This window comes from Nitrospira sp., assembly GCA_005116745.1.
Taxonomy (GTDB): Bacteria; Nitrospirota; Nitrospiria; order Nitrospirales; family Nitrospiraceae; genus Nitrospira_D.
Window position 1 is genome coordinate 220,706 of the sequence record SWDS01000010.1, and the last position, 15,502, is coordinate 236,207.

The following is a 15,502-nucleotide window of genomic DNA, read 5'->3' on the forward strand; positions in this document are numbered from 1 at the left end:
ATGCCCAGCGTGGTTTCTTCTACGGATGCTGTTTCAACGAAACTCGTACTTGAACATGTCTCGAAGTGGTTTCGGACCAGTTCACTGCATGTTCAGGCGCTTGACGATGTGACCCTTCGCATTGCCGAAGGCGAGTTCGTGTGTTTGGTCGGCCCGAGCGGGTGCGGAAAATCTACACTCCTGAATATGATTGCCGGTCTTGAGCGACCCGATCACGGTGTGGTTCAGGCAAACGGACAGGCCATTACAGGACCGGGGCCACATCGTCTCATGATGTTCCAAGAAGCAGCTCTGTTTCCATGGTTGACGGTCTTGGGGAATGTTTTGTTCGGTCTGAAGCTGACTTCTGGCTTGAGTTCAGCAGCACGGCGCGAGAGGGCTGAGTATTTTTTGGAGCTCGTCGGCCTGAAGCGGTTCATGCATTCCAATGTTCATGAACTGTCCGGCGGCATGAAGCAGCGAGTTGCGCTGGCTCGATCGCTGGCACCGAACCCCAGTGTCCTCTTGATGGATGAGCCCTTTGCCGCACTGGATGCCTTAACCCGCGAACAGCTCTACGGTGACATCCAACGTATTTGGAGTCAGCATCGTAAGACCATTGTCTTCGTAACGCATAACGTGCGAGAAGCCGTGTGTCTCGGCGATCGAGTCATTCTGTTTTCACCGAATCCTGGACGAATCAGAGAAGAATTTTCCATTCCACTCCCTCGAGCCCGCGACATCAATAGCGTGGATCTAGCCCGCTATTCGATGGAGATCACTCGCGTCCTCAAGGGGTATGTGCAGACAGAGGTGACGGGATGATCGCACGATGGCTGGCTGCCTTGCTGTTTTTTGTGGCGCTCGTTGTGGCATGGCATTTGATAGTGGCCGCGAAGATTTGGTCGCCACTCCTGCTCCCATCTCCATGGAGTGTGTTCGAATACCTAGGATCTGCCGTTGAAGATGGAACCCTCTGGGAGGCCGCCCTTGTGACCGTTCGGCGGCTCCTGATCGGCTATGGACTGGGAATTGTTGTGGGGCTTCCGCTTGGTCTTCTCACCGCGTCTTCGCGATGGTGTCAGGACACGATCGGGGTCCTGGCCTTGGGGCTCCAAACACTTCCCAGCGTGTGCTGGGTCCCGCTCGCGCTACTCTGGTTCGGTCAAACGGAAGCAGCCATGCTCTTTGTGGTGGTGATGGGAACGTTGTGGTCCCTGATCATCGCCACGGATACCGGTGTGCGGACGATTCCTCCGATCTATACCCGCGCGGCCCGCAGTATGGGATCATCCGGGTTCCATACTTGGACCCATGTGGTCCTGCCGGCGGCTCTTCCCTTTCTTTTAAGCGGGATGAAACAAGGATGGGCCTTTGCCTGGCGATCGCTGATGGCAGCGGAAATCTATGTGACGATTCTCACCGGTTTCGGTCTCGGGCATCTGTTGCATTATGGACGAGAGCTGAATGCGATGGATCAGGTGATCGGCGTGATGCTGGTCATCGTCGTGATTGGACTGGCGGTCGACAAGACGCTGTTCGCTCCAGTGGAACGGTTTCTCCATCGTCGATGGGGGACAGCGCGCCGCTAGGCAAAGCCGATGATATTTTCAGTTGGAAAGGCCGTTGTTCGAGGTAAGCTCAGTTTTGCAGGTAAGCAGCAGGAAGGTCTATGGCCTTGTGGAACTGATTGTGTAGAGCATTTTCCGAGGGCATCGGTGCCATTACTCACTGTGGTGCGGGGCGGCTGATGCTGTGGTGGGCATGGCGGCCGAAATACATCCCTCTATAAACTCAACCTTGCATTGCCATGAGATAGTTGCCGCGTTGACGCGCGTGATGACATCCGCTGCGTTCGTGGTGCCGGTGGTAATGTCAACGAGGACATGGTTTGGGACACGTTTAAAGTAGATGCCGGTGACACCGGGAATTGCCTGCAAGACAGTCGTCATCTCAGTTTCCTTGCTGTCGCAGCCTGGTCCGCTGAGCGTCAGGGGAAGTCGTTCTTTGATGGGTGGGGTTGCCGCAGCTGGCAGGGACATGGAAAGGCCTGCCATAAGGAGTGCAACCGGGACGGCTCGTTGGCACCAGAAAGTTTGCATGAGATGCGCTCCCAGATGGACAATAGATTCTCTACTTATACGATACATGACGCGAGATAATATTGTCGAGTTGCTATCTGGCCTGTACCAAAAAGGCTTTCGAGCGGGCGTTCCCTCCGCTGGCCACGACGTCGATGAAGGACATGCCGGGCTGGATCTCCGGAACCGTCGCTTCGACGGTCGTGTCGTTCACAAACGTGTAGTCAATCTTGGTGGATCCGGCTGCACTGAATGCCACGCCGCGGAAGCAATCTCTGGTTCCAAAGTGCTCACCCTTAATCGTGATTATTTGTCCCGGCTTGGCTTCGTCCGGTTCCACACGTACGATCTTTGGTTTTCTACTGCTATCGCAGACGGGGTCCTTCGCGACTTTCTGTTCGTCGTGTCCCTTGATCGATTCTGTGTCGTGCAGCGTGTAGCCCGCTCCGTCGACGATCACTCCCTCTTCGGCAAGGGAGGGTAGGGGGAGGTAGGCGAGCCCACACAACGAGACCATCAGGAAGGGTATCAGGAAGTGGGGAGCCATCGTGACCTCCTTCGATGAAGAATTATTTCTTCGGCATCGGAACATACATGTCTCCGATAATCGTTTGTCCGAGAGGGGTGAGCGCAAATGTTGAAAAGGCCTCCACCAAGGCATTCGGTTCTTTTTTGGAAAGCAGCAGCAGCGGGCGACGAAGGCTGTAGCGGCCGTCTTTCACGGTTGGCACTTCCGGTTCAACCTTATCCATCGGCAGTAAGCGGACGGCGACGCCGTCTGAGACGGCCGAGAGGCCGGTACTCAACGAAATATAGGCAACTGCAGAGAGGGGTGGCAGGGTGCCAACGACGGTCTTCACGACAACCTCATCTCCGTCGAGGACTTTGGCGGACTCAGCGATTTTACCCGTAATTCCGAGTTGGGTTTCGAAGGTGTCCCGAACGTTCTGGTTGCGTGGCCTGTCGATCAGCAGAATCTTCGTCTCCGGTCCACCCAGTTCCGACCACTCCGTAATTTTTCCCGAAAAAATGTTGGCCACTTGCTGCTTCGTCACCTCTTTGGTGAAGTTCGATAAATGGACTAAAATGCCGATTCCATCCCACCCTATCTGAGTCGCCGCGAAAGCGGGATCTTCGGCCCCTGTGACGGCAATCTGGGCCTGGCCTGTTGTGACTAATTGCAACGGTTTCGAAGTTTCGTCCCACAGGATGTCGACATAGGCACGGGGATTGGCTTTTTCAAAGGCTCGAGCCAAGGCCTCGATGGTCCTTTGCTCCGGTCCGTTTCCGGCAATCACCAGGCTTCCAGCTGTTTGAGCGAAGATCTCGGCATGGGATACACAGAAGATCAGTCCGACGAGCAGCCCGGTTACGAACCGTCCCACGGTCATCGAGTCGCCTGTTCCCACAGGAGGTGACGACTGACTAGGCACTGGGAGTGGCGACTCAAGAAGTTGATCCTTCTGTCGGTGTGGGATCTGATTCTGAGGTGACGTTCGGCGGTGGCATAGTGCGCATGGCATTCAGCGGCGGCAACTTGGCGAAGCGCTGCATCCGTTCCTCGTTCATCGCCTTAGCTTTCAGCTCAGTAAAGCCTGGCTTGCGATCGCCGACGACATTAGACGTAAATGACGACATGAGTCGGGTTGCCTGGCGAGCCTGACAAAATGGGCATTCCGTGTCTTCGACCCTGGCATACACGGACTGAGTGGCTTCGAATTGTTTCTCGCACTGTCCACAACGGTACTCGTAGAGGGGCACGGAATTAGATCCTTTCTGTGTCTCTATTGTAGTGATCTCATATGGAACTCGGTCTTGGACTTGACAAGGTGACCTCTTCCAAGCGATCTTGACCGGCTCACAACGAGACGTTTATTCTAGCAACATAGGCAACCAAACTGCCAGCTTCATAAGGAGGGCTTCAATGTCAGTGTTGATTCGACGGTATAAAGGCAATAACGGGGTAATGCAAGAAGAGCGAATCGATGACGAGGATCGAATCGAGCGCTACATGAAGCTCTTCGAAAAAGACGATGTCAAGAAGTTGCAGACCGGTGTGAAGTGCTTCATCGAGAAGGATGAGTGGCAACTCCTCGCATGAACTGGTCATGGGTTAGGAGTAAGGCGTGATCCAGTTGTGGAAGTTCCGTACCACTCACCCTGTACCCCTCACCGGTTAACATGATCTACTGGGTTCACATTGCCCGCTCGATCGATCGTGTGACGCTCCATCGAGACCGGTGCTCGGAAGTACCGTCCGTCTCAACGTCCAGCGATTTCTGGGAAGGGGGATGGTTCGACTATCCCGATAAAGAGCGGGCACTCCGTGCCATGGAACAGGCTGGAGTCAACCGAGACCGGCTGTGTCCTCTGTGCAGACCGTAAAGATGTGCAATGGTGAACGGTTACTATGAATGCTGACCTGTTGGGTCCGTTCAACATTCATACGTGATCATTCAACATTGACTATGCCGCGACTTGCCCTTCTCCTGACCACCCTCATTTGGGGCGCCACCTTTCCCGCTACCAAGGCCGCGCTTGAACAGATCTCGCCACTTTCCTTCCTGTTGCTCAGATTCTTCCTGGGCACTCTACTGATCCTGTTATGGTTTGCAGTGAGTCGCCATCGACTGCATCACGATCGTGCTCTGCTGATGGCGAGTGCGCTCACCACGGTCTTCCTCTTTCTTGGCTACGTATTGCAAACGGTAGGACTTCAGCACACGACGGCGTCCAGTTCGGCCTTTCTGACGGCACTCTACGTAATTTTTGTCCCCTTGATCCTGATGCGGATCGACCGACGGGTGGTGTTCGCCACGGCAATTGCGTTGGTTGGACTCTGGTTGTTGGTGAAGCCGAGCACCTCTATGAACCTGGGTGATCTCATGACGATCGGGTGCGCCGCTGCCTTTGCGGGGCACATCATTTGTCTCGAACGGTTCACACGTCAATTCGACGCGCCATCATTGCTGGTGTGGCAGATGGTGGCGATGACGGTGCTGTTTCTCCCGGCTCCCTGGTGGGAGGAGGCCAGCGCAAGCGCTTTTTCACCAACGGCTGTCTTGCTGATTGGTCTTGGAGTGACCGGCGTACTTGCGACACTGGCTTTTGCTGTTCAGATGTGGGCACAGCAGCAGGTGCCGGCGCAGCAGGTGGCGCTATTGTTTGCGTCAGAACCGGCCTATGCGGCCTGGTTATCCTGGTACTTTCTGGGCGAGACGTTGGATACTCACGGGTGGATTGGGAGCGCGCTGATTGTGTTGGCGGTGGTGATCGGCGCGTTCGGTGGTTGATCGTGTGTATAAGGAGGAGTTGTATGGCGCAAAAATTTGGGAATGGACGGTGGGTTCGTGAAGGATTTTTAGATAACCGCGTTGAAGGGACGGTTGTGGGTCAGGTTGTCTTTGCCGTGATTGGGCCGGTGGATTTTTATTTGCGCGGCAATTTTAAGCCGGATATTGCGGGAGAGGTGATTCGATTCCGCAATAATCGGTTTGAAGATGACGATATGGCTGGACAGGTCATCGGCGACATGGCGAATCCGCAGGTTGGAACGGTGAATCTCATTTCGCTGGATCCACACCCCAATCTGGAGCCGCATCCTTATGTCGAGTGGTTTACGCTCAGAAAGGACCACTATCGTTTCGAGCTGAGCGCTGGTGAGGCGTGGGTGTTATCCGATGAGGAGCGAAAGGCAATTGATGGTGAAAGCCAACGAATTCGAAAGACCTTAGCTGATCACAGGTCTGATCAGCCAAGGTCTCATGACAGTGCCGACTTGGTCTAGCGAGGGGTCAGCTCAAGTTCAGGTTGAGGGTCTGGAAGCTCCGTGGCGTTCACGGCTGCGTCGATCTTCTTTTTGAGCACACTACGGTCTGAATCCTGCTTGGTTTTTCCTTCGCGTACATACTCTGGGACACCGCGGACATCCCAGACCAACCCCATCCACTCAAGCGCCTTGAGACAATAGTAGCTCATGTCGATTTCCCACCAGTAAAAGCCTTGTCTGGTGGAAGCCGGATAGTAGTGATGGTTGTTGTGCCAGCCTTCCCCCATCGTAATCATGGCCAGAAAGAAGTTATTTCGGCTGTCGTCGCCGGTGACATAGCGCTGTGACCCATACACATGGGAGAGGGAATTGATTGTGCAGGTCCCGTGAACCAATGCAACGGTCGAGATGAAAAATCCCCAAATCAGCATCTGAGGCCCATTCGTGCCGAGTTCTGGCGCGTAGGCTTCCAGCAATCGACCGAGACCGAACATCCCAAACCCCGCAATGGTCGGCATTAGAACATCAAACCGGTCGAGAAACCGCAGTTCCGGAAACTTCGCGAAATCAGCAATGCTTTTGAGGCGTGGCGCGTAAAACGTCTGCGACATGATCCAGCCCATATGCGACCAGAGAAATCCTCCCTGGCGCGGGGAATGCACATCCTCCGGTGTATCAGACGCGATGTGGTGATGGCGATGATGGCCGGCCCACCACAAGGGACCACGTTGCGCGCAGGTCCCTCCCAATAGGGCGAAGAGAAACTGGACGGTCCGGGAAGTCTTGAACGTGCGATGTGAGAAGTAGCGATGGTACCAGCCGGTGATGGCAAACATGCGAACGTAATAGAAGGCGACTGCAATAGCCACAGCAGTCCAACTCCAGCCTACCCAGATGACGCCCAGACACATCAGGTGTACGGCAAGGAAGGGAATACTGCGAATCCAGTCTACCTTGGGCGGCCCCTCTACTTTCGTGTGCTCAAGGCCCGCCCAGGAATCAAACCAGCGCAGAACGGAATACCAGGCATCTGGGGCTTTGGTTGAGTGAAGCGATTGCGCGTCGGACATACAATTCTCCTCGTAGGTCGGGGGATCGGCAACGTCACTGTGGTGAGAGACAGGGAGCCGGGGTCCCAATTAAGCTGATTGATCGTCTTGAATAGGTTAGAGAGTCATTATACAGAAGAGCGTCATGAAAGTGAAATCTGATTTTGCGTGGTTTCCGCCGGATTGATTGTACCGGACTGGCGATCGCTGTCTACTTATTTGGACAAGTCTTCAGAGAAAAGTGGACGTGCACGTGTCTGTTTGACAGCGCTCCTCGTGCCTCTCTAAAATACCTCCACTATGAATGAACGATTTCTCAAAGCCTGTCGCCGCGAACCTGTCGATTGCACACCTGTGTGGTTTATGCGCCAGGCCGGACGCTACATGTCCGAGTACCGGACGCTGCGTGCAAAACATTCCATTCTCGAGATGTGTAAGACGCCTGAGTTGGCCGCCCAAGTCACTCTTCAGCCTATCGATCGATTCCCGTTGGATGCGGCAATCATTTTCGCCGACATTCTGCTCCCGTTGGAACCGATGGGGCTCAACCTGGAATTTGCGGAGGGCGAAGGACCTGTCATCCACAATCCGGTTCGAGACCGAGCGGCTGTGGATCGACTGAAAGTCATCGACGGCGATGAACTCGACTATGTGGCCGAAGCGATTCGCCAAACGCGACGGGCTCTGAATGGGCGGGTGCCATTGATCGGCTTTGCCGGTGCGCCGTTCACGCTGGCGAGCTACGCTATTGAGGGCGGAGGGTCCCGCAACTATCTGCATACCAAACAGATGATGTATGGCGATCCCACAGCCTGGCATCGCCTCATGGACAAATTTGTGTCTGTGCTCACTGGATATCTCCGGCGACAGATCAAGGCGGGGGCTCAAGCGATTCAGCTTTTCGATAGTTGGGTCGGTTGTCTCTCGGCCGGTGATTATGCCGAATATGTGAAGCCGCACGTCCAGCGGATTTTCGATGGGCTCAAGCGGGAAGGGGTGCCGATGATTCATTTCGGCACCGGCACGACGGCCATTCTTGGGCAGATGCGCGAGGCAGGTGGCGATGTGATCGGGATCGACTGGCGAGTTCATCTGGACGAGGCCTGGTCGATGGTTGGGCATGATCGCGCCGTCCAGGGCAACCTGGACCCGCTCGTCCTGTTTGCGCCGCTCCACGAAATCGAACGCCGCGTAGAAGATATCTTGCGACGAGCCGGAGGACGTCCCGGGCACATTTTCAACCTCGGTCACGGTATCCTGCCTGCGACACCCGTCGACCATGTCGCTGCCACGATCGATATGGTGCACAAACTTAGTCAACGCTAACGCATTCAATCGATGTGCACAGAGGGCGGCAGCGGCCTCTGAATCGCATGGGACGGTTGTTGAATTCATAAGGACTGGCATGGCGACGACGGAGCATCCCACGGCAATTCTCCTCATGGCGATGGGTGGGCCCGATTGTCTGGAGAACGTTGAGCCGTTTTTGCTCGATGTTCGTGGTGGCCGACCGACGCCCCCTGAGTTGGTCGAAGAGATTCGTGAACGGTACCGAGCCACCGGTGGGAAATCGCCTGCTGTCGGTATTACCCACGAAGTGGCAAAGAAACTCGAACAACAGCTGAATAGTTCGAGGACTGGCCGATACCGAGTGTATGTCGGGTTGCGGCATTGGCATCCTTTTATTAAAGAAACGTACGCCGAGCTGCTGAAGTCTTCACCGGAACAGATCATCGGGGTGTGTATGGCCCCGCAACAGTCCTCACTGAGTACCGGTGCCTATCGGAAGAAGGTCGAAGAGGCTCGTGTTGGGTTGGAGGACGGTACCCCCGTCACGTATCTTAGGAGTTGGAACCAACATCCTAAATTGATTGAGGCTCTGGTTGAGAGCATCCAGCAAGAGCTTCAGAAGTTTCCTGCCGATGTGCGAGCAACCGTGCCGGTACTGTTTACCGCGCATAGTCTGCCAGAACGGATCGTGGCCATGAAGGATCCTTATCCTGACGAAGTCAAAGGCACGGTCGAGGCAGTCACGCAACATTTGGGGAATCGACCGACCTACTTTGCCTATCAAAGTCAGGGGCGATCGAGCGAACCATGGCTGGGACCCACCGTGGAATCGATGTTGGACAACATTCAGCTGGCGGGACACCGGTCTGTGCTGGTGGCGCCTATCGGATTTATCTGCGATCATGTGGAAACGCTTTACGATATCGACATCGAACTCAAACAGTTGGCGTTGAGCAGAGGCCTACACCTTGAGCGCATGCCCATGCTGAACGACTCTCTTCCACTCATCGAGACGTTGCGCGACGTCTTGGCTGCACACGAATCCTCGCTCCCTATTCAGTCGTGACTCGACCGCGTACAGTCGTGATCGTCGGTGGGGGCATTTCTGGCCTGGCCACCGCATTTTCACTCCAAGAGCAGGCGGCAAAGGCCGGTCTGACCCTCCGCTGCACGATCCTTGATTCCGGATCGTCCTGGGGAGGAAAGATCGTCACGCATCGAGTTGGCGAGATTGTGACGGAGACCGGACCGGATTCATTCCTGTCCCAAAAACAGGCCGGTCTGGATCTTTGTACGAAGCTTGGCCTTGCCGATCAGCTCATCAATACCAATCAGACGGGCAAGAAGGCCTGTGTCCTGCACAAAGGTCGCCTTCATGACCTACCTGAGGGCCTGTTGTCATTCGTCCCAAAACAATTGGGGTCGTTCCTTCACAGCGGACTATTGAGCTGGTCGGGGCTGGTTCGGATGGGACTTGAATTTGCCGTTCCACCTGGTTCCTCCAGAGAAGATGAGCCGTTAGCTGCGTTTCTTCGCCGCCGGTTCGGTGTTCAGGCATTTGAGCGAGTACTGGAGCCGCTCATGGCCGGGATCTACGCGGGGGACGCCGAGCACATGAGCCTAAGGGCTACGTTTCCACGGTTCTTCGAGCTTGAACAGCAGTACGGCAGCGTCGTTCGCGGCATGATGGCTGCCAAGAAAGCCGCCTCGTTGGTTTCGACTGCCCAACCAGGGCGTACGATGTTTGTTAGTTTAAAGAATGGCCTCAGCGATTTGGTCACGGCTCTGACGAGTCGATTGACTCAGCAGGGTGTGGAACTTCGAGTAGGGTGCCGAGTCGACGCGCTGAGAGTGAGGTCTCATGAATTAGGACGGTGGATGTACGACCTGATCCTGGAGGATGGATCGGCGCTTTCCGCGGATAGCGTGGTTCTTGCCACACCGGCATATGTCTCAGCGGAACTGGTGCGTCCATTGACACCGATCGCCGGTGGACTATTGGACATGATTCCCTATGCGTCGACTGCTACCATTGCGATGGCGTTTCCACGGACGCTGACGAGCGCCATCGAAGGATTTGGATTTATCATTCCGCGAACAGAGCAACGTGATTTGATTGCCGCAACCTGGACGTCGCTGAAGTGGTCCCATCGCGCTCCGGCGGATCAGCTGTTGGCGCGCTGCTATATCGGTGGCGTAGGCCGGGAAGACATTCTTCAGTTGGATGACGAGACGCTGGTAGCCAAAGTCAGAGAAGAACTCGCGGCGGTATGCGGCATCAGCGTGGAACCAACTTTCACGGAGGTGAATCGATGGTGGAAGGCGATGCCGCAGTACACAGTTGGTCACCTGGATCGATTGGCTCAGCTCGATGCAGCAGTGAGTCGCTATTCCGGGTTGATTCTCACAGGGGCCGGCTATCGCGGGGTTGGCATTCCAGACTGTATCCGTGATGGGGCGTTGGCGGCCGAACGCGTTGTGCAGGATCTTGTAGGTGGCAAGAGTCTATCTGGGCGATCCGCTATTAGTGAGGGTTCATGAGGAGGGGGAGAAAGGGAGAAACGGTCTCTCTTTGCAGTCGATCGAGGGCCTTTATGGAAGGATAATGGCCTGCTCAGGATACCCAAGTCCCTTCAGCGTTGTTTCCAGAGCATCGACCATCGGAGGGGGGCCGCAGAGGAAGATACAGGTGGCGGTATCGGCAGCAGGAAGGTGGTGTTGCAGAATTTCTGGTGTAACCCGTCCTATGCTGCCGGACCATTCAGGAGGGGGCTGCTCCAAGACGTGATGGCAATGAAAGTTGGGATGTTCTTGGACGTTTCGTTCCCACTCGTGTCGGAAGATGATGTCCGCTTCTGTTTTATTGGCAACGATCAGAAATAGCTCCGCATCGATGTTCTTGGTCAGAATCCAACGAATGATGGAGATCATCGGCGTAATGCCGGTGCCGCCGGCGACGAATCCTACGCGTGTGGCCATGCCATCCACCCAATGACCGCCAGTGTTCGGCCCGCTCATCAACACCGTCTCGCCGATCTGCTGATCATGAAGGTACTTGGAGACTGAACCAGCCTCATAGCGCTTGACCGTCAGGTCGAAGAATCCCGTCGTACCGGGCAGCGACGATGGTGTATAGGCCCGCTTCACTTGCTTGCCGTTGATCGTCGCATGGACGTACAGAAAGTCACCGGGCAACATGTCCAGCGTAGCGTCGGCTGGCAGCTCGAAACGGAAGGTCTTTGTATCGTGGGTATCGGTCTCGATGTGGGTCAGCTTGTACGGGCTAGGTGTTTTCGATTTGAGGCGTGTGATGGCATTCATAGTGACGCGCATCATATCGAGGTCAGATGGAGCGGTGCAACTGAACTCTTCCCGATACTTCCGCCTGCGCCTCTTGCATTTCTCGCTCATCTCGCCCCATACTTTCAATTCATGACATCTCCTCACTCGGGTCACTCAACACCCCTCAGGACACCGACGGCCAGATACTCGGGCATATGCCGGTGATCGACCGTCGTCCGATTCCAGAAGAACCGCGAGTTCATGCGATCTTTCAGATCTTCGCCGCGCGTGCAGAAGCCGAGAAGTGGAAAGTTTCGGGTGAACATGGTGCGGCGAAGCTGCTGGGCATCAATGCTTCTACCCTTTCCTCCCGTATGAGAGCGCTCAAGATTCTAAAACCTGCGGGGCACTTACCTCGGTGGAGACAGTCCGTTTCAGACAACGATGCAGGCGATTGTGGTGACAGCACGGGCAAAAGAAAGATACGGTGGGTAAATTTGAACGCTCGGAAGCAGAGAAAGGAGGACCCATGTACCTAGGAATATCTCGTCAACAGATAGCTTGCGCCGTGCTGACACTTTTCCTTGTGCCTACAGCGGGGTATGCGATGTCAGGCATGGAGATGCCGCATGGCGGACACGGAACATCAACGTCCTCTCTATCGAAGAGTCTAGGCGAACCCCTCAATACCTCAGAATCCGAAATCGAGATTACGTATAGTGCTGACGGAAATACCGCCATCTTCGTCTCCGGCCGCCAAGGGAGCGTCCCGTCACCCGGTGTTCCCTACAATTTAGACATCTGGATAGCTCATAAGGTAAATGGCACATGGCAAAGCCCGATTCATCTGGGACCAGGCATCGATCCCACGGTGGGGCCGAACATCAATACATCGGCATGGGAGCTGGAACCGAGCTTCTCGGATGACGGCAATGTCATTTATTTTACGCGATACGAGCAGCCGGGCAATCTCTCTACCGGTGACCTGTATGTGACGCAGAAAATCAACGGGGTCTGGCAACCGGCCAAGAATTGGAACGATGTCCCCGAACTGCCGCACCTCAATACGCCGACCGGCGAGGAACACTGCCCGATCATTGCGTCCGACAGTCTGATCTATTTCAACTACCAGCAGCCCGGAGTGACACAAGACAGCGACGTCTGGAAAGTTGAAAAGAAAGACGGTGTGTGGCAGAAGCCTGAGAGTCTAGGGCCACGCCTCAATTCGCCCTATCGGGACCATATGCACTGGACCGGCCTGTCGAAGGACGGGAAGAGTCTCATTATCACCAGTACGCGCCCGGACATGGGCTCGCGGGGCGGACATGATATGTGGATTTCCTACCAGAATCCCAATGGCGAATGGCAAGAGCCATTGAACCTCGGTGATACGATCAATACGGCCGGCGAAGATATGTGTTGGATCTTTACCCCGGATGGTAAGACGTTCACGGGTAGTTGGGGCCCTCGTGATTCCTACAACCACGACTTGATGTGGGTAAAGAAAGATGATGTTCCGCTGTTGAAAAACTTTGAGCCGATCGGACCACCGCCGAATCTGCTCGCCACCAGCAAAAAGAAATTCAACGATATAAAATAATTGGCGGACGCTGGAAGGCACCCATAGTAGGACAGGTCAACGGGTGCGCATTAGTGGATTCGAAGCGTAGCGGATTGGTGATGACGACTTGATCGCCGAATCACTCGGCAGCTTCGACGCTGCTGACCTTGAACGTCAAATCGAGCATGGAGTAGATTGCAAGTGACCCACCGGGCTTGACGTTCTGTTTCCCGGCGAGGTGAATGATGTGGTCTACGACCATAGGGTAGTCAGATTACTTCAGTTTTGCTGTTTGAGGTGTTTTGCCTGTTCTGGTGCTTTCGGATTGGGATTAGTATGAGGGTGCACTGCTAGTTTCGCGAGAACCGGCTGAGCTGCTGTAATCCTGTGTTCGACAGCCCGGGTCAACCACCGGCGAGCCTCATCCGTACTTCTTGTGACTCCGCGCCCGTAGGCGTACATCACCCCGAGAACGTACATCGCTTGTCCATTGCCGGTCTCCGCCAGGTGGTGGAGACCGGGAGAAGCTTTCTTGTACCAACTGACTGATTCTGGGGTCTGTCGCCCGCCATGCTGTGCATAATAACGTCCGAGACGATACTGGGCAAAGGCATCGCCCTGTTCCGCCAGGCGAGCGTCGATGTCTGACTCTTGAACAGGTCTTGAGGTCGATGAGCTTACTGTCGATTGTTTGTTAGCTGATGATGCAATATTGAGGTCAATGGGATGGTTGATTAGCTCGGAGGACTTGGGTGTTGAGTTTTGACTCTGATGGAGTTGTGGCGTGAGTCGATCGGCTACGTGAACATCGCGATTCTGGATATGTGCTGGTGTGGAGGCCGGCATATGTGATGCTATGTTTTCGTTAGTTGGAGATACCGCGCTGTGGTCAGCTGGGCGGTTGGCCGGCTCGGAGGATTGAGGCGTTAAGTCTTGGCTGTGTGTGCTGTGGGGCGTGTGCTGATCAGGATCAAGGGGAGGGGAAGGTGGAGGATTGTTAGATTCAGCCAGGCCTTCAGCCTGTGAGAGGGGCGTCAGGCTGAAGGCGTTCTGATTTGGTAACGGTTCCGTTGCTGATTGCGGTTGGCCACATTTTTCAGCCAGGCCATTCGAGCCTTCCTGTGCGACGCCTGGTTGACAGTTCGCCCTGTCGTCGGAGACCAGAGGCCATACGCCTAGTGTCGACGCACCCCAGACGAGCGCGACGATGAACAACGCACAAAGGAGCAGTCGGCGCCTCAAGATCGTGCGATCGCTGGGTGGCACTAGAACGAGTCCAGGATAGCCTTTCTTGGCCATGCCTTCTCCCGAGGGAATCCTTGGTCGGAGTATATCAGTGTGTCGGAACGCTGTCTCGCGCACTCTGGCAGGATGCTGAAAAAGTCCGCCAGCTTCGTTCTCGCATCGCTCAGAGGCTCAACGTACCGAAGCGTACGCCTCGCCTCTTCATTCGCTGCGGCCTTGCTGGACGTGCCTTTTTGAGCATCCTGCGTGACGCGTTTGTATCGTTTCGCTGTCCCCTCTATAGATAGCCTCTTGTCCTCTCTAACTTCAAGCTCTTATAGTACAGACGAGAGTGGGTGTCATTGCCACCGAGGAAAGCGAGAGAATCATGCCGTCAACTGATAACCCCTTTGCCATCGTAGACATCAACGGTCCGTTTCGTGAGCCGCGAGAGCAGGTCTTTTCCTACGACTATTCGATTCAACGATCCACCTGGGCGACGCCACATGGCGTACGCGTGAAGGTCTCAATACCGGATGAACTGGAGGTGCTGAAGCGTCGTCTCGTCGGAATGGCTGTCGGCTCGCCCGGCCAGCAATTGATGATGAGCAACATCCTCTCCAAAACGATTGCCGGCTGGAAGATGCAGGTGGCTGACGGGGAAGGCATGTTGACGGAACGACGTGACATGCTGCTGGAGCCATTTATCGGGCCACTGGCCCATCTGTTCCCGAAGGTCGAGGCGTTGTTTACTGCGGATCAATCGGCTGTCCGGGAAGAAGTGAGGAGACGCATCGGGATCTGACACTTTGAGGGAAAGGGTACCGACCCGAATGGCGCTTACTTAAGCTTCTTAAGATGGCCATAGTTCCGGATATCCTCTCTGGCGACCGCACGGGGTTTGATGAGGAGCGGATAGGGTTTTGGTCGTCGCTTAATGGCTCGGGGTTCAATACGGCCAGCCCGGTTGCCTACGCGCTGTTGAGAGATCAGGACCAACAAGCCATGTGGCAGCTCATCCTGCTGGATACCAGCACCATAATGCGTCCACGCGTTCCAGAGTTGCAGGGTATGTTTGAAGCTCAGCTGGCGCGGTAGCCAGTTGGTGAGCAGTGCGGCCTGAGCCATCATCATCCGAAGCAGATTGTAGGCTAACAGATGGACCCAGATCTCCTTGATGGCCATGGTTGGGGTCTGACAACTCAACTGCTCCATGCCTAAGGTGCTCTTGATGTTGCGCAGATCGAGCTCGACATGCCATCGGCTT

Annotated in this window: 18 protein-coding genes; 10 read left to right on the forward strand and 8 right to left on the reverse strand. The window is 55.2% G+C overall.

All coding sequences use genetic code 11. From position 1 onward, the window contains the following. Positions 1-804: an ABC transporter ATP-binding protein gene (locus E8D52_15835; GenBank protein TKB65862.1), complete on the forward strand. Its 804-nt coding sequence runs from the start codon at positions 1-3 to the stop codon at positions 802-804. Beyond that, positions 801-1,571, forward strand: a complete 771-nt coding sequence (locus E8D52_15840; protein TKB65863.1) for an ABC transporter permease — start codon at positions 801-803, stop codon at positions 1,569-1,571. Before E8D52_15835 ends, E8D52_15840 begins: the two co-directional genes overlap by 4 nt. A 132-nt stretch (positions 1,572-1,703) precedes the next feature. Here E8D52_15840 and E8D52_15845 read toward each other — a convergent pair whose 3' ends face one another. The 4 genes from E8D52_15845 to E8D52_15860 form a co-directional block, all read right to left on the reverse strand. Next, the gene (locus E8D52_15845) at positions 1,704-2,081 is read right to left on the reverse strand and encodes a hypothetical protein (GenBank protein TKB65864.1); all 378 of its coding nucleotides are present in this window, start codon (positions 2,079-2,081) and stop codon (positions 1,704-1,706) included. Positions 2,082-2,154: 73 nt separating this feature from the next. Next, complete coding sequence (locus tag E8D52_15850; GenBank protein TKB65865.1) at positions 2,155-2,721, reverse strand: hypothetical protein; 567 nt, start codon at positions 2,719-2,721, stop codon at positions 2,155-2,157. Further along, positions 2,630-3,583 (reverse strand): hypothetical protein, encoded by a 954-nt coding sequence (locus E8D52_15855; GenBank protein ID TKB65866.1) that lies wholly within the window; start codon positions 3,581-3,583, stop codon positions 2,630-2,632. The genes E8D52_15850 and E8D52_15855 overlap by 92 nt, the downstream gene beginning before the upstream one ends. Continuing rightward, complete coding sequence (locus E8D52_15860) at positions 3,507-3,908, reverse strand: zinc ribbon domain-containing protein (GenBank protein ID TKB66363.1); 402 nt, start codon at positions 3,906-3,908, stop codon at positions 3,507-3,509. Before E8D52_15860 ends, E8D52_15855 begins: the two co-directional genes overlap by 77 nt. A 333-nt stretch (positions 3,909-4,241) precedes the next feature. On the opposite strand from E8D52_15860, the gene E8D52_15865 reads away from it, so the two are divergent. From E8D52_15865 to E8D52_15875, 3 genes are read left to right on the forward strand one after another with little or no spacing between them, the layout of a single operon-like run. Further along, positions 4,242-4,445: a hypothetical protein gene (locus E8D52_15865; GenBank protein ID TKB65867.1), complete on the forward strand. Its 204-nt coding sequence runs from the start codon at positions 4,242-4,244 to the stop codon at positions 4,443-4,445. Between the two features lie 29 nt (positions 4,446-4,474). Next, complete coding sequence (locus E8D52_15870) at positions 4,475-5,353, forward strand: DMT family transporter (GenBank protein TKB65868.1); 879 nt, start codon at positions 4,475-4,477, stop codon at positions 5,351-5,353. A gap of 23 nt (positions 5,354-5,376) precedes the next feature. Further along, on the forward strand, positions 5,377-5,847 hold the full coding sequence (locus tag E8D52_15875) for a hypothetical protein (protein ID TKB65869.1): 471 nt from the start codon (positions 5,377-5,379) through the stop codon (positions 5,845-5,847). Here E8D52_15875 and E8D52_15880 read toward each other — a convergent pair. Continuing rightward, positions 5,844-6,899, reverse strand: coding sequence for an acyl-CoA desaturase (locus E8D52_15880; GenBank protein TKB65870.1), 1,056 nt, complete (start codon positions 6,897-6,899; stop codon positions 5,844-5,846). The genes E8D52_15875 and E8D52_15880 overlap by 4 nt on opposite strands. A gap of 279 nt (positions 6,900-7,178) precedes the next feature. Between E8D52_15880 and hemE the strand changes: the two genes are divergently transcribed. The 3 genes from hemE to hemG all read left to right on the forward strand — a co-directional run bounded on the left by hemE (position 7,179) and on the right by hemG (position 10,709). Continuing rightward, positions 7,179-8,204: a uroporphyrinogen decarboxylase gene (gene hemE / locus E8D52_15885; protein TKB65871.1), complete on the forward strand. Its 1,026-nt coding sequence runs from the start codon at positions 7,179-7,181 to the stop codon at positions 8,202-8,204. 79 nt (positions 8,205-8,283) lie between these two features. Next, a complete protein-coding gene (locus tag E8D52_15890) occupies positions 8,284-9,234 on the forward strand; it encodes a ferrochelatase (GenBank protein TKB65872.1) in 951 nt (316 codons plus the stop codon). Continuing rightward, the gene (hemG, locus tag E8D52_15895; GenBank protein ID TKB65873.1) at positions 9,210-10,709 is read left to right on the forward strand and encodes a protoporphyrinogen oxidase; all 1,500 of its coding nucleotides are present in this window, start codon (positions 9,210-9,212) and stop codon (positions 10,707-10,709) included. The genes E8D52_15890 and hemG overlap by 25 nt, the downstream gene beginning before the upstream one ends. A gap of 51 nt (positions 10,710-10,760) precedes the next feature. Here hemG and E8D52_15900 read toward each other — a convergent pair whose 3' ends face one another. Next, positions 10,761-11,579: a hypothetical protein gene (locus E8D52_15900; GenBank protein ID TKB65874.1), complete on the reverse strand. Its 819-nt coding sequence runs from the start codon at positions 11,577-11,579 to the stop codon at positions 10,761-10,763. A 400-nt stretch (positions 11,580-11,979) separates the two neighbouring features. Here E8D52_15900 and E8D52_15905 point away from each other — a divergent pair, with 400 nt between their 5' ends. Beyond that, entirely contained in the window at positions 11,980-13,050 is a 1,071-nt protein-coding gene (locus tag E8D52_15905) for a hypothetical protein (GenBank protein ID TKB65875.1), read from the forward strand. A gap of 240 nt (positions 13,051-13,290) precedes the next feature. Here the strand turns inward: E8D52_15905 and E8D52_15910 are convergent, their stop codons facing one another. After that, positions 13,291-14,310 carry a sel1 repeat family protein gene (locus tag E8D52_15910; GenBank protein ID TKB65876.1) on the reverse strand — a complete coding sequence of 340 codons (1,020 nt, stop codon included), beginning with the start codon at positions 14,308-14,310 and terminating at the stop codon, positions 13,291-13,293. A gap of 313 nt (positions 14,311-14,623) precedes the next feature. Here E8D52_15910 and E8D52_15915 point away from each other — a divergent pair, with 313 nt between their 5' ends. Then, entirely contained in the window at positions 14,624-15,040 is a 417-nt protein-coding gene (locus E8D52_15915) for a hypothetical protein (protein TKB65877.1), read from the forward strand. 35 nt (positions 15,041-15,075) lie between these two features. Here E8D52_15915 and E8D52_15920 read toward each other — a convergent pair whose 3' ends face one another. After that, complete coding sequence (locus E8D52_15920) at positions 15,076-15,450, reverse strand: hypothetical protein (GenBank protein TKB65878.1); 375 nt, start codon at positions 15,448-15,450, stop codon at positions 15,076-15,078. Positions 15,451-15,502 lie beyond the last annotated feature (52 nt).